The following is a 23,244-nucleotide window of genomic DNA, read 5'->3' as shown; positions in this document are numbered from 1 at the left end:
CATTATAATCGCTATCAAAAATAGGGACTTGAATAGTTAAAGCAAATTAAAAACGTACTACAAAATAAAAAGATTGAAAGGTGATCGTAATGAAAGCCGATACAGAGTTTAGAAAAGTACTTACTTTGTTTCCTGTTGTATTATTTGGATTAGCTTATATGGTTCCTTTAACCGTATTTACAACATATGGAATTGTATCCCAACTAACTGAAGGGATGCTGCCAATGGCATATGTTGTAACCCTGTTGACTATGTTGTTTACAGCTTTTAGCTATGGGCGGATGGTTAAAGCATTTCCGTATTCCGGTTCCGCCTATACCTATGCGCAAAGATCTCTTAATTCGCACGTCGGTTTTTTCGTTGGATGGGTATTATTATTGGACTATATGTTTTTACCGATGATTAACTATTTAATTATTGGAATATATCTACATGCCGAATTTCCTGCAGTTCCGGTATGGATTTGGATAATACTATCGATTGTAATTGTAACTATCGTTAATGTTAGAGGAATTAAGGTGGTTGCAGGGGTCAATCTCACTTTGATTTCTTTCCAAATGATTTTTGTTGCTTTATTTATTATTCTTTCTGTGAAAAGTCTTTTAGGTGGTGAAGGTTCGGGGACTCTATTCTCATCACTGCCATTTTTTAATCCTGAGGGTTCAACTTCTTTAGTTTTTGCGGGAGCTGCAATTTTATGCCTTTCGTTTCTGGGCTTTGATGCTGTGACAACATTGTCTGAGGAAACGATTAATGCCAAGAAAACAATACCAAAGGCAATCTTTCTAGTAACTATTATTGGCGGTTTATTATTCATCGTTGTTTCCTACCTCGGTCAACTTGTGTTTCCTAACTATATGTCGTTTAAGGATCCGGATTCTGCCGGTCTGGAAATTGCGGGATTCCTTGGTGGTAATTTATTTAAATCGTTCTTTTTAGCAGCATATATCATTGGCTGTTTTGCTTCAGCCACAAGTTCACATGCAAGTGTATCAAGAATACTATATGCGATGGGGCGGGATACAATTCTTCCCAAAAAAGTATTTGGCAATCTTTATTCAAAATATCGAACTCCTGTATTCAACATCATTATTGTAAGCGTTGTAGCATTGTTAGCCTTATTTTTCAGTTTGGAAACTGTCTCTTCCTTCATTAGTTTTGGAGCACTTTCTGCTTTTACCTTTGTACATATATCTGTATTCGCTCATTTTTATGTAAGGAGCAGAAAACGCACATTCAAAGACTTGATATTATATGTGTTAGTGCCGTTTATCGGAGTTATATTATGTATTTGGTTGTGGACCAGTTTGAGTAAATTTGCTTTTATGTTGGGAATCAGTTGGTTAACTATTGGATTAATTTATTTAATGTATCTGACCCGGATGTTTAAGAACCAGCCTCCTAAAATGTCATTTGACGAATCAATTGATGATGTAGAGAACACACCATAAAAGAAGTTATTTATCTCACTGATTTGGTATATACGGTATTGAACATTCTTTAAACAAAATTTCGTTGCTAACTGACACAGCAGCCTTCTTTTTAAATAATGTTTTCGACAAAATTCGGGAAGTGACATCGCCTATTGAGTTGAAATTAACTCAATAAACGAATCGTTATTGATTCAAAACTAATTATCTTCTAGCATTCTATGGCAAAGAAATCCGATAGTTCTTTATTTAATATTTTGGCATAAAAATTGCATTACCATAATCGACAGCGGTGAAGGGGGAGAGACATGGAGAAGGTAATCTATCAAATAAATAAAAGCCGCTTACTTGAAACCATTAAAGTAAGTGCTTCCATTGGTGCTACAGAAAATGGCGGATTAAATCGTTTGGCATTGACACAAGAAGATAAAACCATGAGGGACATCTTTGTTAATTGGCTGAAGGAAGAAGGGCTTAACATTCGCATTGATGACTTTGGCAATATATATGGCCGGAGAAAAGGAAGAAAAAACAGTGGGCCAGTAATTGCCATCGGCTCCCATTTGGATACACAACCATGCGGTGGCCGGTTCGACGGTGTTTTGGGTGTTTTATCAGCATTGGAAGTTATCCGTGTATTGAACGATAATCAAGTCGAGACAGAATACCCTATTGAAATCATTAATTTTACTAATGAAGAAGGAGCTCGCTTTAGACCGCCCATGCTCGGTTCTGGTGGGGCTGCAGAAGTATTCACACAAGATTTTGTATATCATACCAAGGACAGTAAGGATGTCACGTTTGAACAGGCACTTAAGCAAATAGGCTACGTGGGGAAAAAGGCGAATCGCTTAAAAAACGTGAAGAACTATATCGAACTTCATATCGAGCAAGGACCGATTTTGGAAAAGAAAAATAAATCAATCGGGATTGTTCAAGGAATCCAGGGAATGAGCTGGTTAACAATTTCGGTAACAGGGGAAACAAATCATGCTGGACCTACGCCTATGGATGGCAGAAGGGATGCACTAGTTCCCGCTGCTAAAATGATCGCGAAAGTTAATCAGTTAACAAAAGAAATAGATGGATTAAAGATTACAGTTGGCAAAATGGATGTTTCACCAAATGTATCCAATGTGATTCCAGGCAAAGTAGAGTTTACAGTAGATATCAGACATCAAGATGATGAGGCTAGAGCGAATGCGATTGAAATATTAAGGGAGCAGCTAAGTACCATTGCATTAACACATGATGTCGATCTAACCATCGAAACGGATTGGAAGTCGGATGCTGTTGAATTTTCCCCCGATGTCATAAAAGGTATTACAGAAGGTGCTGAGGAATTTGGATATCCCGCCATGGAGTTATTCAGTGGCCCGGGGCATGATGCGAAATATGTTGCGCAAGTAGCTGATACAGGAATGATTTTTATCCCTAGTCATAAAGGGATTAGTCATAACGAACAGGAATTATCGTTTCATGATGATATTGAAAAAGGGGCAAATGTTCTACTCTATGCCGTTACAAAACTGGCAAACGTTATCAATTAATTTATTTGGGAGGAATCAACATGAGTCAAAATCAACAATTAGATAAAACAGAAGAACTGAAAAATGAATTATCCAGCATCGACAAGAAGCATATTCTTCACCCATCAACCAATCCGAAGCAACAGAGTGAAAATGGTCCGAAAATTATCTTTAAAGATGGTCAAGGGATCTATTTAAAAGATATGGATGGCAGAACCTATATTGATGGGGTGTCCATGCTGTGGAATGTGAATCTGGGTCATGGAAACAAAGAATTGGCAGAAGCATCGTATCAGCAAATGACAAAAGCAGCATACACGACAACGTTTTATGGTTATGCGAATGAATCAACCGTACGATTAGCTGAAAAAATCACGTCATTAACGCCAGGAGATTTAAACACCATTTTCTTTACTTCTGGTGGTTCGGAGTCCAATGATTCTGCATTTAAATTATCCAGATTCTATTGGCAGTTAAAAGGTTTTAAAGAAAAAAGAATCATCATTTCGTTGAAGCGCGGTTACCATGGGGTGACAATTGCAGCTCAACGTGCAACAGGAATTGATGCCTACCGGGAATTTTCAGGTTCATCAGATCCAGACATTGTTAATGCGAAACCACATCTGACAGCTTGTGAATTGGGAGATACAAGCGATCCGGAATATGAAGGATGTATTCGTGACGTTATCGACAAATATGGAGCGGATAAAATTGCTGCCGTTATCGTAGAACCAATTCAAGGAGCAGGTGGTGTTCACGTTCCTCCAGAAGGATATTTACAGGCAGTTAGAAAACTTTGCGATGAAAAAAACGTTCATTTTATTGCAGACGAAGTCATTTGTGGTTTTGGCCGAACTGGAAAAATGTTCGGTGTCGATCATTGGGAAGTGGTGCCTGACTTCATGTCTGTTGCCAAAGGAATCACCAGTGGTTATGCACAACTTGGCGGTGTTGTCATGAGAGAGGAAATTAGTAATACCATTAACCAATATGATGACATGTTGGCACATGGCTTTACGTATAGCGGCCATCCAACTGCTTGTGCAATCGGATTAAAAAATATTGAAATTATTGAACGTGATGGACTGGTTGCCCATGCAGATGCCATGGGACACGAACTGAAAAAGGGCTTGGATTACCTGCAAGACAAGTATTCCTTCTTTGCCAATACACGATCCAGAGGCTTGTTAGCCGGATTTGATTTGGTTAAAGATCGCGATGCCAACATTCCTTTTGACCATTCAGTAGGCGCTGCCGGTACACTTGTGGAAGAATGTTATCAAAGAGATCTGCTCATCCGTCCATTTGATTTTGAACCGGGGATGAACATTGTTGCAGTTGCACCCCCACTCATTGTTACGAAAAGCGAAATAGAGAAGATTATTGAGATCATTGATGATGCAGCGGCAGCTTTTTCAAAAAAGATCGGATAAACGTAATCGAAAATGAAATATAATGGTGGGGTATTCAAAAAGGAAGGTAGAAAACGATGATATTTAAAGATTATTTTTACCGGGCTTTTTTGAACATCTCCCAAGGAGGTTTATAAATGAGTAGCAAAGTACTAGAACTAAATCCTAAAGTGGTAGAATTCTTAAAGGATCCTATCAAACTGTTTATTGATGGTGAGTGGCAAGCATCGGTAGAAGAAAATACGTTTACTGCCGAGAATCCTGCTACAGGCGAAGTATTGGCAGTGGTGCATGAAGCAGGGGAGCAAGATGTGGATAAAGCGGTTAAGGCTGCTAAACAAGCTTTTGAAACAGGGGAGTGGCCTGCGCTTAGTGCTTATGAGCGTTCCCAGTTAATGCATAAACTTGCTAATTTAATGGAACGGGACTTTGAGATTCTTGCCCAACTGGATACGTTGGATAACGGTAAACCATTGAAAGAAGTAACGGGCAGCGATTTGCCGGGAGCGATTGAGAATCTGAGATATTTTGCCGGTTGGACGACGAAAATGACAGGTCAAACGATTCCTGTCTCTGAATCCTTTTTCAACTATACAAGACATGAGCCAGTTGGGGTGGTAGGACAAATCATTCCTTGGAATTTTCCGATTATGATGGCATTATGGAAAATCGCCCCCGCCATCGCAACAGGTTGTACCGTTGTGCTGAAACCAGCCGAGCAAACACCGCTATCTGCACTGTATTTGGCAAAACTTGTTGAAGAAGCTGGATTTCCTAAAGGTGTAATCAATATTGTTAATGGCTTTGGAAAAACGGCTGGTAATGCACTGGTAAGCCATCCGGATGTAAACAAAATTGCCTTTACAGGTTCTACTGCAACAGGCCGTGCCATCATGAAGTCTGCAGCAGACACGATGAAGCGGGTGACATTGGAACTCGGCGGAAAATCGCCAAATATTATCCTGCCTGATGCTGATCTGGACAAAGCCATTCCGGGAGTGTTTAACGGAATTATGGTCAACCAGGGAGAGGTTTGCTGTGCCGGATCCCGGGTTTATATACCGGATGACATTTTTGATGAGGTAGTCAACAAGATGAAGGAATACGCCGAAAATGTAACATTGGGTGACGGCCTGGATGCAGAAACAGATATGGGTCCGCTTGTTTCCAAGAAGCAGTTTGATACAGTGACTTCCTATATAGAAAAGGGCATTAAGGAAGGCGCAACGATGTTAGTTGGCGGCGAAAACAAAGGTAAAGGATATTTTGTCTCGCCGACCGTGTTTACAGGGGTTGACGAGGACATGACCATTGCCAAAGAAGAAATATTCGGTCCTGTTGTTGTTGCAATGCCATATAGCAGTATCGATGAAGTGATCGAACGTGCCAATGCTTCTTCATATGGTTTGGCTGCAGGGCTTTGGACAGAGAATTTGAAAAATGCACATAAGATATCCAATAAATTAAAAGCGGGTACTGTCTGGGTGAATTGCTATAACCTGACCAATGCAGCTGTCCCGTTTGGCGGCTATAAAGAATCAGGGTTTGGCCGGGAAATGGGTTCGTATGCGTTGGAAAATTATACAGAAGTGAAAAGTGTGTGGATTGGGTTGGATTAGTAACGAGAATGTACTTGTGATGTGATTTGTACATTACTGGTACTGAGGTCGGGAAACTTTCTGCTGATGTGTTCATACCTCGCCTAACAAATGAATTGTTAGGCGGGAAATTTCAATAAGTACATTTGTAAACGCATCCAAATACGTGTGAATACCAGTATATGTTTATTTGAGGAGTTGATTTGGTGAATGATAATGATAAGAATCAGATACAACGGAAACTCAGGTTAGTACATGTTGTAGCGATCGGTTTGGCTTACATGTCCCCGTTTGCGGTATTTGATACATTTGGAATTGCATCGGACGTATCTTCAGGACATGTGCCTACTGCCTATGTGGTGGTGTTTCTAGCCATTCTCTTTACAGCCATGAGCTATGGAAAACTAGTTAAAAGATTTCCAAACGCGGGATCTGTTTATACCTATACGAAAAATATTCTAAATCCGTATTTGGGAGTCATGGTTGGCTGGGTGTCGTTTATTGCTTATTTAGCACTTCCAATGATTAATGCATTGCTTGCGAAAATTTATTTATCAGCCGGTTTTCCCAATGTACCAGGTTGGGTGTGGATTGTCGGACTAATAGCAGTGATTACGGTATTGAATATATTCGGGGTGAAGATTGCAGCCTCAGTAAATATTTTATTAGTCGTATTTCAAGTTTTGGTTGGCGTCACTTTCATATTTCTAACGGTTCGTTCTATTCAGACCGGCCCAGAACATTTTATGTCTTTTGCTGAGTTGTTCCCTGCTGCTAATGAGTATTCGGGGTTGTTTGGTGCGGCTGCATTATTAGCTTTATCTTTTATTGGTTTCGATGCCATAACGACTCTATCGGAGGATACGGTTGAACCAAAGAAAAATATCCCTAGAGCAATTTTACTTGTTGCATCTATCGGCGGGGTATTTTTCTTTACGGTGACTTACTTCATGCAATCGCTATTTCCGGATGTGTCATTATTTAATGATATTGAGGGTGCATCTCCTGAAATTGCGGTAATGATTGGAGGAAACTTATTTCTTTCGTTTTTCCTTGGCGGAGCCCTGTTTTCTGTATTTGCTTCAGGCTTAGCAGCACAGGTGAGTGCATCGCGATTATTATACGCAATGGGAAGAGATAAAGTAATTCCCAAACGATTTTTTGGCTATTTACACCCCAAGTTTAATTCTCCAGTACTTAATATCGTATTGGTCGGTGCGATGGCTTTGTCCGCATTGCTTTTGGACTTGGAAGCAGCAACATCATTAATTAATGTAGGGGCATTTACTGCGTTTTCATTTGTTAATATTTGTGTAGTTAAAAGCTTTTTTACAACTGAAAGAAAACGCTCCCTTGGTTATGTTCTAAGTAATTTAATTGCACCTTGTATCGGATTGCTGTTTGTTGTGTACTTATGGGTAAATCTTGATCTCTTTTCTCTGACTATTGGGGGAATTTGGACCGTTTTGGGGTTAGCTTATCTAGCTATATCGACCGGATTCTTTAAAAAGAATCCTCCTGAAATTGATTTTGATGAATTGGAGGCGTAGGGGGTATTCATAGTGGAGTTAAATATAAAAACGTAAAGGGGAATTATATGGGATTAAGTGAAGCTAAAGAATTAGACGTTCCGTTTAATCAAGAATCGCCAAAGGGACAACTAAAACGTTCATTAAAATTAAGGCATGTAGTTTTCATTGGAATAGCCTATATGTCTCCGCTGGCCGTTTTTGACACATTCGGAATTATCTCTGATATAACAAATGGTCATGTTCCTGCTGCTTATATGCTAGTTATAATCGCCATTTTATTTACTGCATATTGTTATGGGAAAATGGTAAAAATCTATCCGTATGCTGGCTCAATATACACTTATACAAGAAAAACAATCAACGCTCATTTAGGGTTTTTGGTAGGATGGGCAGCCATTCTGGATTATCTTTTTCTTCCAATGATTAACTCTTTGCTTGCAAGTATTTATCTTTCGTCTGCTTTTCCAAGTGTCCCTTCCTGGATTTGGATTTTTTCAACGATTGTTATCACCACGACCCTTAATCTGATGGGAGTCAAGTTAGCGGTTGTATTTAACTACCTTATGGTTATCCTTCAGATTTTGGTTGCAGTGATTTTTGTTATATTGACAATCAGAACCGTTATATACGGAGAGGGATATGGAAGTTCATTTTCACTTCATCCGTTTTATTCAGATGAATTTCATCTTCCAGCAGTTTTTGCAGGGGCATCTATTCTGGCCTTATCATTTCTTGGCTTTGATGCCGTAACAACACTGGCAGAGGAGACTATTGAACCAAAGAAAAATATTCCCCGAGGTATTTTTATCATAGCGTTGGGTGCTGGGGCTTTCTTCGTAACAATAACTTACTTTATGCAATCGTTATTTCCGGATGTTGGCGTTTTAAAGGATATTGAAGGTGCCTCACCGGAAATTGCTAAGTATATTGGTGGTAACCTTTTTCATTCGATATTTATTTCGGGATATGTTGTGGCCGTTCTTGCATGTGGTATAACCCAGCAAATGAGTGCTTCCAGACTATTATATGGAATGGGGCGTGACGGTGTATTGCCCAAGAAAATTTTTGGTTATATTCACCCGCGTACCGGAATACCTGTGTTTAATATTCTATTTGTTGGGATACTCGCTTTATCAGCAATATTTTTGAATCTTATGGAGGCGGCTTCATTGATCAATTTTGGAGCATTCGCAGCCTTTACATTTGTTAATTTGTCAGTAATCGTTTATTTCTTTAAACGCGTGAAAAGTCGGTCTACCAAGGCGATACTGGGTTACGTTATCGTACCTTTTCTGGGCTTGGGATTTAATATGTATTTGTGGTACAGCCTTGAAATAGCAGCCATGATACTGGGACTTATTTGGACAGGGATCGGGTTTTTGTATATCTTGTATTTAACCAATTTTTTCAGGAAGAAGCCACCTGAACTTGATGATAGTCAAGCACACTAAGGGAAGAAAGTGTCTCCTCAAAAGGGTTTTAATGGGTTTATCTTATGCGAATATCCAGAAATATCATAGTTCTACTCTATAAATATAAATTGATTACAAGTAACTTACTAAAAAGTTTTGAAAACAGGAGGAATATAACATGGCAAGCGTAATTAAAAATACTACACCAAAAAAAGATGGCTTTAGAATTCCAGGAGAATTTGAACCACATAAAGAATCCATTATTATTTGGCCAGAAAAAGGTTTTGCTTTCAGAAATGGAGGTAAACCTGCTCAGGAAGTATGTGTTACCGTTGCAAATACTATTGCTGAGTATGAGGAAATAACAGTTATATGTTCTGCGGTACAATATGAAAACGCAAGAGCAAGATTGAGTGAAAAAGTTCGTGTGGTTGAAATGTCAACAAATGAAGCATGGGCTCAGGACAAGGGGGCCTTTTACGTTATCAATGATCAAGGTCAAGTGAGAGGAGTTCAATTTGGCTTTAATGCGTATGGAGGTTTAGACGAAGGATTATATTTCCCATGGGATTTAGATAAACAATTTTCTCAAAAACTATTTGAACTTGAAAATATAGATTCTTATGATGCTAGACACTTTATTCTTGAAGGTGGATCCACACAAGTAGATGGAGAAGGTACTATTATTTTGACAGAACAATGTAACCTAAATCCGAATAGAAATGGCAGTATGTCAAAAGAGGAAGTAGAAAGAAATTGTAAAGAATACCTTGGTTTGGACAAGGTAATCTGGCTAAAACAAGGTATGCTGTATGATGAAACAGATGGTCATGTAGATGACATTTGCTTTTTTGTAAGACCAGGGGTTATTGCGCTTTCATGGGTTGACGATGTCAATCATCCACAGTATCCAGTGTTTAAAGAAGCGTATGATATTTTAAGTAGAGAGACAGACGCAAAGGGAAGAAAGTTTGAGATTCATAAAATCCATATACCTGAAATTATTTATATAACAGAGGAAGAAAACAAAGGATTTGATGTTGTTGGCGATGCGGCACCTCGTGAATCCAACCAACCATTAGCGGTAACCTATATTAACGGTATTTTTGTAAATGGCGCTTTTTTGGTTCCGTTATATAACGATCCACGTGATCAAGAGGCAATAAATAGATTACAGGAAATTATGCCAGATAGAAAGGTAATAGGCCTCCCAACAAAAGAATGGTCTTTAAGTGGCGGGAACATTCATTGCATGACCCTAGCTCGGCCAAGGGCGTAATGCAATAGAAAAATAGCTGCACTTATCTTCCGGTGTATTTGCATATGCCGGGGAAACTTGAAGATATGGTCTTATTAAATGGGACCGTAATGTCTGAAACAAATAACCAAAAAGGCGGTACACGAAAAAGTATACTGCTTTTTTGGTATAAATACGAAGGAAAAATTGTAATATTAACCTACATCAGATTCATCAAAATCCATTTTCGGAGGAGCCTTTGTAAAAAATTTGGTTATATATAATAGGTAAATTACACCTACAGCCATCCATGATATTCCCAAAAGCATGGCAGCTGGATCCAAATTGTACCATAAATAGACGTTAAATAGGAATCCAAGAAAAGGAATGATCACATAACCGATGAGAGATAACTTTTTATGGTTACGGTTCTTGAAATAAAATATAATTACAGACAGGTTTACGAATGCAAATGCAACAAACGCTCCAAAGTTAATCAGGGATGTAGCCGCGTATAAATTTAAAAATAACGCCGAAGAAGCTAATATTGCAGTTATCAGGATATTAAACACCGGTGTTTTAAAACGCGGATGTAGATAGGCAAAAACTTTTTTAAAAAGAATCCTATCCCTCCCCATAGCATATAATAATCTGGTTGCACTGGTTTGTCCTGCTAATCCGGACGCCAAACATGCTGTTAACGCTCCTGCAAGGAAAACAGCACTAAAAATATGACCGCCAATAAAAAGGGCGATATTAGAGGAGGCGCTTTCCAAGTCTGGTGATATTTGCTGTAAAGAAGCAAGCTTCGGAAATAAACTTTGCATAAAATACGATACTGTTAAGAAGAAAGCACCTCCAAGAAATGCAACCAAAAATATAGCCTTTGGAATATCTCTTTTCGGGTGAATTGCTTCATCGGATAAAGTAGTTACTGCATCAAAACCAAGAAATGATAGCATTAGAATGGAAGCCCCCGCAAAAACATTGGAAAAACTCATTGAATCAGAATAGAATGGTTGAAAGGAAAAGAACCCATTATTTCCCGAGACTATGGAGTGAACGGTTAAAGCGACGAAGAATATTGTAATAAGTACCTGAAAGATTACTAATAGTGAGTTTGCTGAAACCGCAACTTTTACACCGGCAATGTTCAGGACAGTTATAAAAGCAATCATACCGATTATCCAGATCCATGAAGGAACGGACGGAAACACGGCGGAGAGATATATTTCTATAAATGCTGCGTTTATCATAGGAAGAAAGAGATAATCAAGCAAGATGACCCATCCCACTAAAAATCCAAGACTCGTATTCATTGTTTTTCGTGTGTACGTATAGGCTGAACCTGCAGAAGGGTAAATTCTTGCCATTTTACTGTAGCTAAAAACAGTAAAAAGTACAGCAATGATTACCAAAACATAGGATGCCGGGACGTGACCATTTGTTAATTCAGAAATAATACCAAATGTATCAAAGACAGCCCAAGGTGACATGTAAGCAAGCCCAAGGATTAGAATATGTCTTAGTTTCAGTGTTCTTTTTAATTCTAAACTTTGATGTTGATTCGCCATTTAAGCATCCCTCCCTTTATACTTAAAGCGTTTGTATAAAAATCTAAAATCAATTAGCCGGATTATATTGTTCATTTATCCATTCCATTAAGACTCCGTATCCTAACGATTCTTTGTCTTCAGGGATGTAGTTTTCCATGATCTGTTTAATGTTAAAACCATTTCTTAACTGGAAGGTAAGTACAGGATCATAAATAATGCCTTTTGATACTTTTTCAACATATTCGTGAACACCCATTTTATCGGCGTATTTATTGTAAGATGGAATTCGTCCACCGAACATAATGCTTTTTAAATTGAAGTCTCTGCATATGTTTCTCCGTATAGAATATAAACGCCGTCCGATTTTCAATTGACGGTAATCTGGATGAACAGAAACATCTATACCATATAGATTCTGACCTTCAGGATTGTGATTTCGAATAAAGTTATGATCGGATATTTCCTCAAATGAATGATTGTTTCCATAGTCCGTATAGTTAACAATTAAACTGGAACAAGAACCCACAATTTTCCCGTTATATTCAACGCAATATTGTCCTTCTGGGAAAATCTCCAATTGACTTTCTATTTGTTCTTTTTGAAAAGCAATGGATGGTTCAAAAACAGCTTGGGACAATGCAATGATTCCGTCTATATCCTTGTATTTGGTATTACGGACGACTATCTTTTGATCTAAATCAAATCGATTTTCTTTTTCCATTTTATACACCTCTTTGTGTTTTTGAGACTATAAAGATGCGGTTATACAAAATAACCAATGAAATTAATTAATCTTGTAGGTAATCGTGGACTTTCCTAGCCGTAGTGATGCCGCTTTCAATGGCGCCATCGATAAAACCGCCCCAACCATTTGCATAAGTTGTTCCCGCCAAGAAAAATCCATTCTCCGGACGCTTCATTTCTTCAAAATAAGAGGTTAATTGTTTGGGTTTTAGCATCGGCCAGGTTTCAAGTGAAAACTTATCATCTACCCAGTTATGGCCAGTACTTTCAACTACTTCAATGTCTGGCAGCCACCATTTTAACGCCTTTTCAACTTCATATCGGTTAGTGGGGTTAAGGCGACTGGCATCCGAACCAAACCCAACAACAATACTATCTTCTTCAACTGTTTCTTCCAGATTAGCGGCATGCAGCGGGTATCCTACTGGTGCATAAGCAACAAATGGATCTATGTTTCCCTTTACTCGTGCCCAAACTTTCATCCCTTTAGATACCTGTTTTTCCTTTATGAAACCTAGCTTTTTCCCGGAAAGTTCTGGCTTGAATTTTATTTTATCCAAAGTACTTAATGGGACTGTGATCACGGTAGATTTTGCTCTGAAAACTTTACCTTCCTCTGTACAAACGTTAATATAATTTCTTTCCTGTTCGATGGCGGTAACAATGTTTGACATTTTTATTTCCGCATTAACGTCTGCGGCCATGGCTTTTACCAGTGACCGCGTCCCATTTTTTATTTTGTATTTGGAAACAGTATCGGCAAAAATATTACGATTTCCATTTGCAAAGGCCCACCACCGAAACATTTGGGTAACAGCACCTTCATCTGGAGGCCCATTAAAATCTGTTGCTAACAAACCGCTTACAAAGTCGTATTCTTCCTTAGTTAAATCAAACGTGTTTATGTAATCTATTGCTGTACATTTATCCCATTCGTTTAAAGTGGGAATTTGTTGTGATATATCATGTGGGGTAGATAGGTGTTTGCTACCTTCAACCAAAATCCGCTCAAAACTATGTTTAACAATTTGATCTAATTCATTTGGAGTTCCTGAATGCAAGGTATTATTTGTTATCCAAAAAGCATTTTTAGCAACAGGAACCCGGAATACTTCCAGTCCGTAACGGGTAATTTCAGTCCATACATAAGGTTGATACCAATGAACATAAGTTCCACCCAACTCAAGATTGCATCCTAATCTATTATCCGTCCAAGTACGTCCACCTAATCGATCCCGCGCCTCCAATAAAAGTACATGGTGACCTAGCATACCAAGTTCACGTGCGGCAGCAAGTCCTGAAAAACCGGCTCCAATAACAATCACATCGTATACATTTAAACTATTCTGGTTATCCATTACATTCCTCTCCCGTTTCCAGGTTAAATTCGTGATTTTCACCTGCCTATTTAATCTTAATTGATCTATATTTTTAATATTGTAATTATATGATAAGAAATTGATTTGCTGGCCGTCTGGATTTTGATTGATTTATTGGCAGTGAAGACTATAAATATACTCCAACTAGCAATTTAATCATATGTTGCCCTAGAGCAATTTTTGGATTGGCGACAATGAAAAAAAGAGGGTAAATCAACTTATGAATAGCTAAATATGCCGGATTAATCCAATCCATTGTGAGCGTTACGCATGTATCCAATAGGTCAAATTGCTATAATAGAATAGTAATGTTTGATGAATTGGGAGATGAAGATATGCAAGCTGCGGTTTGGCATAATAATAAAGATGTACGTGTAGAAGACGTACAAGAGCCTGAAGTCATGTCAGGTAAATTAAAAGTAAAGGTACAGTGGGGAGGTATTTGCGGAAGTGACCTCCATGCTTATACACATGGGTTATCTTTGGAGCCACATCCAATCAGTGGACAAAAACCTCCGCTAACACTTGGACATGAATTTTCCGGGACAATTGTAGATGTGGCCGATGATATAATCAGCCATCATGTTGGTGAAAGGGTTGCGATTGAACCGCTCATTTATTGTGGTGAATGTGATGCATGCAAAAGGGGATATTATAACCAATGTAGCAATGTTGGATTTATTGGACTAAATCGGGACGGTGGTTTTGCCGAGTATGTAGTGGTTGATGAAAATATGGTGCACGTACTTCCGGATAATGTTTCTTTTGAAGAGGGTGCCTTAGTTGAACCAACAGCTGTTGCTTTCTATGCAGTAAGAGAGAGCAAGCTAAAACCAGGGGACGCGGTAGCTATCTTTGGTGCTGGCCCAATAGGATTATTGACCCTATTATCTGCTAAAGCAGCTGAAGCAACCAAAATTATCGTAGTTGATATATCCAAAGAAAGGCTTGAAAAAGCAAAAGACTTGGGAGCGACTACTGTCATAGATGGGATGCGTAATGACATTGTTGAAACGATTCAGCAAGTTACAAATGGTGGAGTTAGTGTTGCATATGAGTGTGCAGGGGTGCAGCCTACCATGACAAACGCGATCGCTTCCGTAAAACAAGGTGGACAAGTCATGGCAATCGCTGTATTTGCCCAACCTGTTTCTATCGAAATGGGGCAGTTAATGTTTAAGGCAGCGGACATTACGTCAACACTTGCTTACCGACATGTTTTCCCCGAAATTATTGATATGATCGCAACTGGGAGATTGGATGTAAAGCAAGTGATTACAAAGAAAATCAACCTTAAAGATATTGTTGAGGAAGGGTTTGAACAATTAATTAGTGATAAGAAACAAGCAAAAATTTTGGTAAGACCGGATAGTAAATAATTTTTAACGAAGGGATATCATTGGCAAATTTATCAGGAAAAGCAGCGATTGTAACTGGTGGAGCATCAGGAATTGGTTTTGCGTTTGTGCAACGTTTGTTGAAGGCTGGTGTAAAAGTAGCAGTTGCGGATTTAAATCGTGAAAAATTGGCGGAACTTGAAGAAGGTCATAAAGGGAATTTAGTAGGTTGTGTAACCAATGTGGCAAAAGAGGCCGATATTGAGGCCCTGGTCAAAAAAACCGTTGATACATTTGGTGGACTTGATTACGCATTCAATGTTGCCGGTGCCTCAAAGGAAGGTGCGATTGTTGACCAAAGTGAGGAAGATTGGAATTTTACCGTAGACCTATGCTTGAAAGGCGTATTTTTATCTTTAAAACATGAGGCAAAATATATGAAAGAACATGGTGGAGGCGCAATTGTAAACGTGGCTTCATTAAATGCACATGTACCAATGTTTTATGGGGCAGCTTATTCCTCTGCAAAAGCTGGCGTGGAAATGCTAACCAAAAATGCTGCGTTGGAACTAGCACAGCACAATATTCGGGTAAATGCCATTTTGCCAGGTTTGGTTTCAACGCCTTTAACAAGTGGGTTAACGAATGTTGAAGCAATTAATGAGGCCTACCTGGAACGGATACCGATGCGGCGGGCAGCCGATCCGGATGAAATGGCGGGACCTGCCATGTTTTTGGTTAGTGATGATGCTTCTTACGTAAACGGTACGAGTCTGGTTGTTGATGGTGCCTGGGCTGTCAGCGGTTATCCGGATTTGAGTAAATTCATGTAAAAGGAACAGTGCTGTAGGAATATTTTTGGGGTTTTTGTTTGATCGGTACTACAGGCATTTGCACAATATGAAAAAAATAAAACTGGGTAAGTAAGGGCTGCACACACCTACTTACCCAGTTTTTCTTTCCAAATGAATGGTTATTTTAACCTTAACAGTAGTCTGTTAAACGAAAATTTATTTCCTTTATATTCATGTTTATTACAACCTGTATAGGGAATAAAATATTTGTAATAAGAATTTTACTAGAGGTGAACGAAATGAATAAAGTAGCAGTGATAACAGGCGGTGCCCAAGGAATCGGAAAAGGGATTGCTAAACGTTTGGGGAAAGATGGCTTTAATATCGTCATTAGTGATATGAACATTGAATTGGCACAGCAAACAGTTGAGGAATTTAAAAATATGGATATTCATGCGATTGCTGTAGAAGGGGATGTTTCAATACAGGAAGACCAATTCGCACTGGTTTCAGAAGCTGTCGAACAATTTGGCTCCGTAGATGTGTTTATTAATAATGCGGGAATTGATCAGGTACAGGCAGTTGAAGACATAACCCCGGAAAACCTGGAGAAGATTTTCAACGTCAATGTGTTTGGAACGACATATGGTATCCAAGCGGCAGCAAAACAAATGAAAAAACAAGAAAAGGGTGGGAAAATAATCAATGCCTGCAGTATTGCCGGAAAAACGGCATTCAATTTGTTAGGCGCTTATTCGGCAACTAAATTTGCTGTACATGGTTTGACCCAAGTAGCTGCAAAAGAGCTCGCTCAATTTAAAATCACCGTAAATGCCTATTGTCCAGGAATTGTTGGAACTGGTATGTGGGATCGCATTGATGCCGGGATGGTAGAATACATGGGATTAAAACCAGGAGAGGCTTGGCAGCAAAACGTTGACAATATTCCGCTCCAACGTTCGCAAACACCAGAAGATGTCGCAAAACTCGTATCTTATCTAGCATCGGAGGATTCTGATTATATGACTGGACAAGCAATTAATATTGATGGGGGAATTGAGTTACATTAACGTGATCTCTTTTAAGACACGAAAAAATGTGGCATATTCCCGGCAATTTTTTCGTGTCCGCTTCTCTCCCTCTTTATTTGGTAAAAGAGATTAATTGGGGGGGGGTAGCACTTTCGAAAACCCCTACGATTCACTTGCACCATTCATCCGCCCCCTCATTTCCTTGATTTCTTCAACATGTAAACCAGCCATATCAGCAATTAAATGGTCGGACATTCCATTTTTGATCATATTTTGAACTACCATTTTCTTGCCTTGATTAATTCCTTCTTCTCTTCCTTCTTCCCTATACAAATTCGGTAGTTCAAGTACGCGATCCGCTTCTTTTTCAGGTAGTTTGCTAATTTCTTTTCGCATTTGTTTTTCTTCCTCCTCATTTAGGGTTCACTCATTCCCAAGTCATTACTGTCAACCTTGTTCATTCCAATTTTGGAGCATCCTAATAAAATTTTGAGCAGCTTTGGATAGGCGATGATTTTTTAGCCATATTAATCCGACTGATCCGGTCAGTGGAGTCGCATCCGAAATTTTGTGCGCGTAGATGGGATATCCCCGATACCGATTGAGTAACGTTTCGGGAACAATAGATGTACCAAAGTCAGATGCGATTAAATCCATCAACAGACTGATATCGGAGCATTCCGCAACAATGTTTGGGTATAATTGAAGCGGGAAAATGCCTCCAAAATCAAGTAATGCACACCTAATCCCTCTGTACTCGGTAAAAGGAGGGGATAATTTTGAATGTCAGTAAGTGAGATTTCATGATCGATTGATTTTTGCTGTTTGGAGGTAATAAAGTAAAACGGCTCAGTATGAAGATGAAGAGTAGAGAATTCATCCAATTTTAGTGGCAATCGAATAATTGCCAGCTCTACGTCACGGTTTCTCACCAAATTACAGAGATGGGCGGATTCATTTTGTTGAATTTTATAAGTGATTTTCGGGTATTGCTTTTGAAATTGATCAAGTATTTCAGGTAACCTATCAACCGAAAACGTATTGACGTCTATCGTAAGTTTTCCGTTTATCCCTTCGCCAACTTCCTTCACCTCCATTTTGGCTTCTTCCATTAGCTGAGTCAATTGCAAGGCATATTTATATAAGGCTTTTCCCGCCTCTGTCATTTCTAAAAATTTGCCGTTTCTCTCTACTAATTTGGAGCCAAGTTCCGCTTCCATTGTTTTCAATTGTTGACTTAATGGGGGCTGAGAGATATGAAGTCTTCCAGCAGCGACGGAGATTTTCCTTTCTTCTACAATCGCTATAAAATATCGCAGTTGTCTGATATCCATCATCGTATGCACCTCTTTTATATATGAAAAAGTTAAGTAAAAATAATTTTATTTATATTTTCCATATAGTTAGCCCCATGGTACCCTATTTGTGAAGGAGGAAAAAGTAGCTATGATGGTGAGGCGAATAACTTTTACTGTTCTGTTTGTCTTTTTGCTCACCGCTTGTCAGTCAACACCAGAATCCCCGGAAAACATATCGAAAGAAAAGGAGGAAAACACGATGAATCAAAAACTAATTGACTCCGCTGAACAAGGTGACACGAAAAATGTTCTGAAACTCCTTAAAGATGGCGCGGACATTAATGCAACTGATAAAAATGGGAGAACAGCTGTAATAGCAGCGACCCACAGCAATAAGCCGGATACAGTTGAGGCACTTATTCAACAAGGTGCAGACATCAATATTCGTGATAACAATCAGGATAATGTGCTTTTGTATGCAGGAGCGGAAGGGTTTCTTGAAATTGTAAAACTTGCTGTTAATGCCGGGGCTGATACAACGCTAACGAATCGGTATGGCGGAACGGCTCTCATTCCGGCTTCCGAACGCGGACATGTTGATGTTGTGGAGGAACTGTTAACCCATTCAGATACGGATGTCAATCACATCAACAATTTACATTGGACAGCGCTTCTGGAAGCTATCATTCTGGGTGATGGCGGTAAGAAGCATCAAGAAATCGTACAGCTATTAGTTGACCATGGAGCCGATGTTAATATTAGTGATGGAGATGGAGTTACCCCTTTACAACATGCACAAAAACGTGGATTTCAAGAAATAGAACGGATATTGAAAGAAGCTGGTGCTTGATTGGGGATCCTGACAAGTAAATCGCTGATAAAAGTTTCACATTATGTCTTGTAAAAATATAGGTATGCGAGGGGAGGACAAATAAATATGACAGGTAAAGCTTATTGGTTAACGAATGTTCGCTTGGAAACGGGCTACCAATATGAACATGATTCGATAACTGGTACAAAAACAGAACGATTTCATGTACAGGTGGAAGACGGGAAGATCAACGAAATTATTCCAGCCGAAAAGCCGCTAATAACGGATTTACCTAACCACGATGCGAAAGATTACCTCATGCTCCCTTCTTTTAGGGATATGCACATTCATCTTGATAAAACGTATTACGGTGGTTCATGGAAAGCGCCGACGATTCCGGCGAAAGGTATTTTAACACGATTGGAAGAAGAAGAAAAATTGCTTCCACGTCAGCTTCCTGTGGCGGAGGAAAGGGCGGAAAAATTGCTGGGTTTGCTTTTGCATTCAGGCTCGACTCATATTCGTACGCATTGCAATGTCGACCCTGTTATCGGGTTGAAAAATTTGGAAGCAACCGTACAAGCTGCGGAAACCTACAATGGGAAAGCTTCCGTGGAAATTGTCGCTTTTCCGCAGCATGGGTTATTACGCAGCCAATCTGTTTCACTTGTTAGAGAAGCACTGCGTAATGGTGCTTCGTTAGTAGGTGGTGTTGATCCCGCATCCATTGACGAAAATATAGAGAAGTCCTTGCAGACGGTAATGGACCTTGCTGTTGAAGCCGATGCAGACATTGATCTACATTTACACGACCCGGGACATCTTGGTATTTTTACGTTTAAGCGATTAGCCGCTCTGACAGAAGAAGCCGGATGGCAAGGTAGAGTTACCATCAGTCATGCCTTCGCTTTGGCAGATGTCTCACCCAAGGAAACTGGTGAAATTGCGGAGTTACTCGCATATCAAGGGATATCGATTACATCCTCGGTTCCCATAGGTAGAACAATTCCGATTACTCTCTTGCGGGAAAAAGGAGTCAAGGTATCTCTTGGCGATGATAGTATCACAGATCACTGGTCTCCCTTTGGAAAAGGTGACAGTTTGGAAAAGGCCGGAACATTGGCGGAACGTTTTGGCCTGAGTGATGAACGTTCACTTGGACAAACTCTGGGATTTATTACGGGAGGCGTGACCCCTTTAAATAAAGAAGGAGAACGTGTCTGGCCAAATAGAGGAGACAAGGCTAATCTCTTTTTCGTTGATGCAAGTTGCTCAGCCAGGTCGTTTGGCAGAAATCTCTGGATGGGTAGATGAACAGTCATTGGCACAAACACTTCACTATATTACTGGTGGTAACACACCACTTCATTCTAAAGGCGAACTGAATTGGCCGAATGTTGGAGATGAAGCAAATATCGTATTTGTTGACGCATCTTGTTCTGCAGAAGCTGTTGCCAGAAGATCGAAGCGGGTAGCTACGTTGTTCAAAGGAGAATTTGTTTCAGGTTCTTTCCAGTAAGAAACCAATACACGTTTAATTTTTAAAATGAAAGGCCAGGAAAAGTTCTGTCCTAGAATGTAACAAACAAGAATCAATCAGCAAAGTATTTTGTTTAAAGTTGTGACTAAACAAAAAATATAGTACGGATTTAATTATTTTTACAATTGATAATCAACCTGTACCCAGATTCCATGAATGGTGCTATAGTAGATTTTGAGGAAGCAAAAAAGCATAAGGAAAGTGATTTAACATGAAGATTAGATTGGGGCTAATCGGATCTGAAGATAATGTGGAAAAAATTAAATCAGTCGTTGAAGAACATACTGAGTTTGACTGTATACCATTTGTCCACTTTTTTCCTGAAGATGTGATTGATTTGCTAAAAACACATCAGCATGAAGTAGATATGTGGTTTTTTTCTGGAGTTTATCCGTATTCAATTGCAAAGAAATGGGGAAAGGTTAATCAGCCGATGTTCTTTGTTCCATATAAAGGAGCCAGCTTATACAAAACGTTATATCATATTTTGTATCACTATGGTATCAATATAGACGAACTTAGTTTTGATGGTTTTACGGTATCAGAATTAAAACAAATTTTTTCAGAACTGAATTGTGTATTACAGCCTGAATATTTGTATTCAAAAATAAATCCGGATGACAAGATTAACATTGATGAAGCAGTTGCACATCATTATTGTCTAGCAAAAAAGGGGAAAACAAAAGCGGCTGTAACGTGTGCATGGCAAGTACATACGAAACTACAAGAAACCGATGTCCAGGTATTTCGGGTAGGACATGCTAATTCTGCAATTGAATCGGTGTTAAACATGGCTTTGCGGACATATGAAATGTTACGTTTTAAAGATCGGCAAATTGCGGTGCAAACGTTTGAGATAGATGAATTAATTTCTTCCGCGAAAGATACATATTCATCAGACGACATATATCATATCGAAATTGGTTATAGAGAAAAACTGCTTCAATATGCAAAGCGGATACAAGGTTCGTTTAAGGCCGTGGGATTCGGACATTATTTCATTTTTACAACCCGGGGCATCCTTCGCGACGTGACGGACTATTTTTCCATGATACCTGATATGGAAGAAACCAATTGGATCATAGAGAAGAAAGTTACAAGCGGCATTGGTATTGGCCAGTCAGCTTATGAGGCGGAGATATATGCCCGAAATGCGCTGTTAAATGCGAAAGAACATGGGAAAGGGAGCTGGATGGTTGTTTTTGAGGATAAAACAATCAATGGTCCCTTAGGCTTGCCGGAGTATATTAGTTACTCGGTTAATTCCAGGGAAATGCAAGCAATCAGTGAACAGACTTCGCTCAATGTTTCCACGCTAAGCAAAATTCACGCCATTGTAACGAAAGTGGGTAAAGCGGAACTGACAGCCAACGACCTTGCTGGTTATCTGCATATTTTACCTAGGAGTGTACGGAGAATATTAACCCAATTGGAGAAAAAAGGTTATGCAAAAGTAATTGGTGAGGAAAGTTCTCATCCTCGTGGTCGTCCAAGAAAATTATATCGGATCTTATTATAATAGAATGAGATATCTCTGTCTGTTTATAATTTTTTAATAGTTTCATATTGACTAAAATTAATGTTTAAATTAAAATTAAGGACATAGCCGAAAATGAACCTCAAATGAACGAAATCGTTGTAATAGATTTGTTCGGGACTATAGCTATATTATTATCCGAATATTACAAGTAATAGGGTTTCCCTGTTGTAGAATGAATGTTGGAATGTAAGTAGAGTGGCACCATGCAATGGTTAAAAGGAGGGAAAAGAAAAGTGGAAGCAAAGCAGCCCAAACTCTGGAAAGATTGGCGTTTACACTTAATTGTTTTAATTTTGACCCTATTGGCAGAATGGATCGGAACACATGAAATCCCATTGGGGCCGGGAGTTCTACTGTTATTGCCTATGCTTTATGCCATGGTCTTCGGTGTAGCACTGTATTTCACACCTGTGGTAAAAGAGAAAACGTCAAAAAACGCCGAAACGCTTGTGTTTTTGTCGGTGAGTTTATTAGTTGCCAAATTTAGTTTTGCGATTGGCCCGGCAATTCCGGAAATTGTCCAGGCAGGGCCAGCATTATTGCTACAGGAAATTGGGAACCTTGGCACGATATTTCTGGGACTTCCAGTGGCGATTGCTATCGGTATGAAAAGGGAGAGCATCGGAATGACCCATTCGCTGGGAAGAGAAGGGAATTTGGCTTTGATCACGGATAAATACGGTTTCAATTCTCCGGAAGGACGGGGTGTCATGGTTATGTATATCTATGGAACCTTATTTGGAGCTGTGTTCCTGGGCTTGGCTGCCGGGCTGCTGGCTACCTTTACACCGATTCATCCGTTGGCGTTTGCTATGGCATCAGGGGTTGGAAGTGGAAGTATGATGGCGGCTGCAAGCGGCTCTTTGGTCTCTTTGTTTCCCGATATGAAGGAAAGTCTTATGGCCTTTGCGGCAGTCAGCAACCTGATTTCGATAACCACGGGATTATATGTAAGTATTTTTATTGCACTTCCAATGACGGAAAAGCTCTATGGTTTTCTGTCAAAATTTAAAGCTGGCAAGGCAAAGCAGGATGGTAAAGCTAAAGCGAAGGTAGGGGGATGA

At 39.3% G+C, this 23,244-nt stretch carries 19 protein-coding genes and 1 pseudogene; 15 read left to right on the top strand and 5 right to left on the bottom strand.

The genetic code is table 11. The features are described 5' to 3' along the window. The first annotated feature begins 89 nt into the window (after positions 1-89). The 7 genes from O2S85_RS14455 (at position 90) to aguA (ending at position 10,192) form a co-directional block, all read left to right on the top strand. Complete coding sequence (locus tag O2S85_RS14455) at positions 90-1,451, top strand: APC family permease (protein ID WP_269410014.1); 1,362 nt, start codon at positions 90-92, stop codon at positions 1,449-1,451. 287 nt (positions 1,452-1,738) lie between these two features. Continuing rightward, positions 1,739-2,980: a M20 family metallo-hydrolase gene (locus tag O2S85_RS14450; protein ID WP_269410013.1), complete on the top strand. Its 1,242-nt coding sequence runs from the start codon at positions 1,739-1,741 to the stop codon at positions 2,978-2,980. Between the two features lie 20 nt (positions 2,981-3,000). After that, entirely contained in the window at positions 3,001-4,392 is a 1,392-nt protein-coding gene (locus tag O2S85_RS14445; RefSeq protein ID WP_269410012.1) for an aminotransferase family protein, read from the top strand. Positions 4,393-4,508: 116 nt separating this feature from the next. Next, positions 4,509-5,990, top strand: coding sequence for an aldehyde dehydrogenase family protein (locus O2S85_RS14440; RefSeq protein WP_269410011.1), 1,482 nt, complete (start codon positions 4,509-4,511; stop codon positions 5,988-5,990). A 185-nt stretch (positions 5,991-6,175) separates the two neighbouring features. After that, positions 6,176-7,519 (top strand): APC family permease, encoded by a 1,344-nt coding sequence (locus tag O2S85_RS14435; RefSeq protein ID WP_269410010.1) that lies wholly within the window; start codon positions 6,176-6,178, stop codon positions 7,517-7,519. Positions 7,520-7,566: 47 nt separating this feature from the next. After that, entirely contained in the window at positions 7,567-8,952 is a 1,386-nt protein-coding gene (locus tag O2S85_RS14430; protein ID WP_269410009.1) for an APC family permease, read from the top strand. Between the two features lie 139 nt (positions 8,953-9,091). Further along, positions 9,092-10,192 carry an agmatine deiminase gene (aguA, locus tag O2S85_RS14425; RefSeq protein WP_269410007.1) on the top strand — a complete coding sequence of 367 codons (1,101 nt, stop codon included), beginning with the start codon at positions 9,092-9,094 and terminating at the stop codon, positions 10,190-10,192. Between the two features lie 173 nt (positions 10,193-10,365). Here aguA and O2S85_RS14420 read toward each other — a convergent pair whose 3' ends face one another. The 3 genes from O2S85_RS14420 to O2S85_RS14410 all read right to left on the bottom strand — a co-directional run bounded on the left by O2S85_RS14420 (position 10,366) and on the right by O2S85_RS14410 (position 13,808). Continuing rightward, the gene (locus O2S85_RS14420) at positions 10,366-11,724 is read right to left on the bottom strand and encodes an APC family permease (protein ID WP_269410005.1); all 1,359 of its coding nucleotides are present in this window, start codon (positions 11,722-11,724) and stop codon (positions 10,366-10,368) included. Positions 11,725-11,773: 49 nt separating this feature from the next. Next, positions 11,774-12,427: a GNAT family N-acetyltransferase gene (locus O2S85_RS14415; protein WP_269410004.1), complete on the bottom strand. Its 654-nt coding sequence runs from the start codon at positions 12,425-12,427 to the stop codon at positions 11,774-11,776. A gap of 67 nt (positions 12,428-12,494) precedes the next feature. Continuing rightward, positions 12,495-13,808 carry a flavin monoamine oxidase family protein gene (locus O2S85_RS14410; protein WP_269410003.1) on the bottom strand — a complete coding sequence of 438 codons (1,314 nt, stop codon included), beginning with the start codon at positions 13,806-13,808 and terminating at the stop codon, positions 12,495-12,497. A 329-nt stretch (positions 13,809-14,137) separates the two neighbouring features. Between O2S85_RS14410 and O2S85_RS14405 the strand changes: the two genes are divergently transcribed. From O2S85_RS14405 to O2S85_RS14395, 3 genes are all read left to right on the top strand, one after another. Then, the gene (locus tag O2S85_RS14405) at positions 14,138-15,208 is read left to right on the top strand and encodes a 2,3-butanediol dehydrogenase (protein WP_269410002.1); all 1,071 of its coding nucleotides are present in this window, start codon (positions 14,138-14,140) and stop codon (positions 15,206-15,208) included. A gap of 20 nt (positions 15,209-15,228) precedes the next feature. Then, positions 15,229-15,999 (top strand): SDR family NAD(P)-dependent oxidoreductase, encoded by a 771-nt coding sequence (locus O2S85_RS14400; RefSeq protein ID WP_269410001.1) that lies wholly within the window; start codon positions 15,229-15,231, stop codon positions 15,997-15,999. Positions 16,000-16,259: 260 nt separating this feature from the next. After that, the gene (locus O2S85_RS14395; RefSeq protein WP_269410000.1) at positions 16,260-17,030 is read left to right on the top strand and encodes an acetoin reductase; all 771 of its coding nucleotides are present in this window, start codon (positions 16,260-16,262) and stop codon (positions 17,028-17,030) included. Positions 17,031-17,153: 123 nt separating this feature from the next. Here the strand turns inward: O2S85_RS14395 and O2S85_RS14390 are convergent, their stop codons facing one another. Both O2S85_RS14390 and O2S85_RS14385 read right to left on the bottom strand, forming a co-directional pair. Further along, positions 17,154-17,387 (bottom strand): hypothetical protein, encoded by a 234-nt coding sequence (locus tag O2S85_RS14390; RefSeq protein WP_269409999.1) that lies wholly within the window; start codon positions 17,385-17,387, stop codon positions 17,154-17,156. Positions 17,388-17,438: 51 nt separating this feature from the next. Then, positions 17,439-18,325 (bottom strand): annotated as a pseudogene (locus O2S85_RS14385) (LysR family transcriptional regulator). Between the two features lie 223 nt (positions 18,326-18,548). Here O2S85_RS14385 and O2S85_RS14380 point away from each other — a divergent pair. The 5 genes from O2S85_RS14380 (at position 18,549) to O2S85_RS14360 (ending at position 23,244) form a co-directional block, all read left to right on the top strand. Next, a complete protein-coding gene (locus O2S85_RS14380) occupies positions 18,549-19,139 on the top strand; it encodes an ankyrin repeat domain-containing protein (RefSeq protein WP_269409998.1) in 591 nt (196 codons plus the stop codon). Positions 19,140-19,226: 87 nt separating this feature from the next. Next, positions 19,227-20,414, top strand: coding sequence for an amidohydrolase family protein (locus O2S85_RS14375; protein WP_269409996.1), 1,188 nt, complete (start codon positions 19,227-19,229; stop codon positions 20,412-20,414). Continuing rightward, positions 20,386-20,619, top strand: a complete 234-nt coding sequence (locus O2S85_RS14370; protein WP_269409994.1) for a hypothetical protein — start codon at positions 20,386-20,388, stop codon at positions 20,617-20,619. Before O2S85_RS14375 ends, O2S85_RS14370 begins: the two co-directional genes overlap by 29 nt. Positions 20,620-20,851: 232 nt before the next feature. Further along, the gene (locus O2S85_RS14365) at positions 20,852-22,159 is read left to right on the top strand and encodes a helix-turn-helix domain-containing protein (RefSeq protein ID WP_269409992.1); all 1,308 of its coding nucleotides are present in this window, start codon (positions 20,852-20,854) and stop codon (positions 22,157-22,159) included. A 254-nt stretch (positions 22,160-22,413) separates the two neighbouring features. Next, positions 22,414-23,244, top strand: coding sequence for a DUF3100 domain-containing protein (locus tag O2S85_RS14360; RefSeq protein WP_269409990.1), 831 nt, complete (start codon positions 22,414-22,416; stop codon positions 23,242-23,244).

This window comes from Lentibacillus daqui, from assembly GCF_027186265.1.
In the GTDB taxonomy this organism is placed as follows: domain Bacteria; phylum Bacillota; class Bacilli; order Bacillales; family Amphibacillaceae; genus Lentibacillus_C; species Lentibacillus_C daqui.
This window is presented reverse-complemented; position numbering and strand designations above follow the sequence as displayed.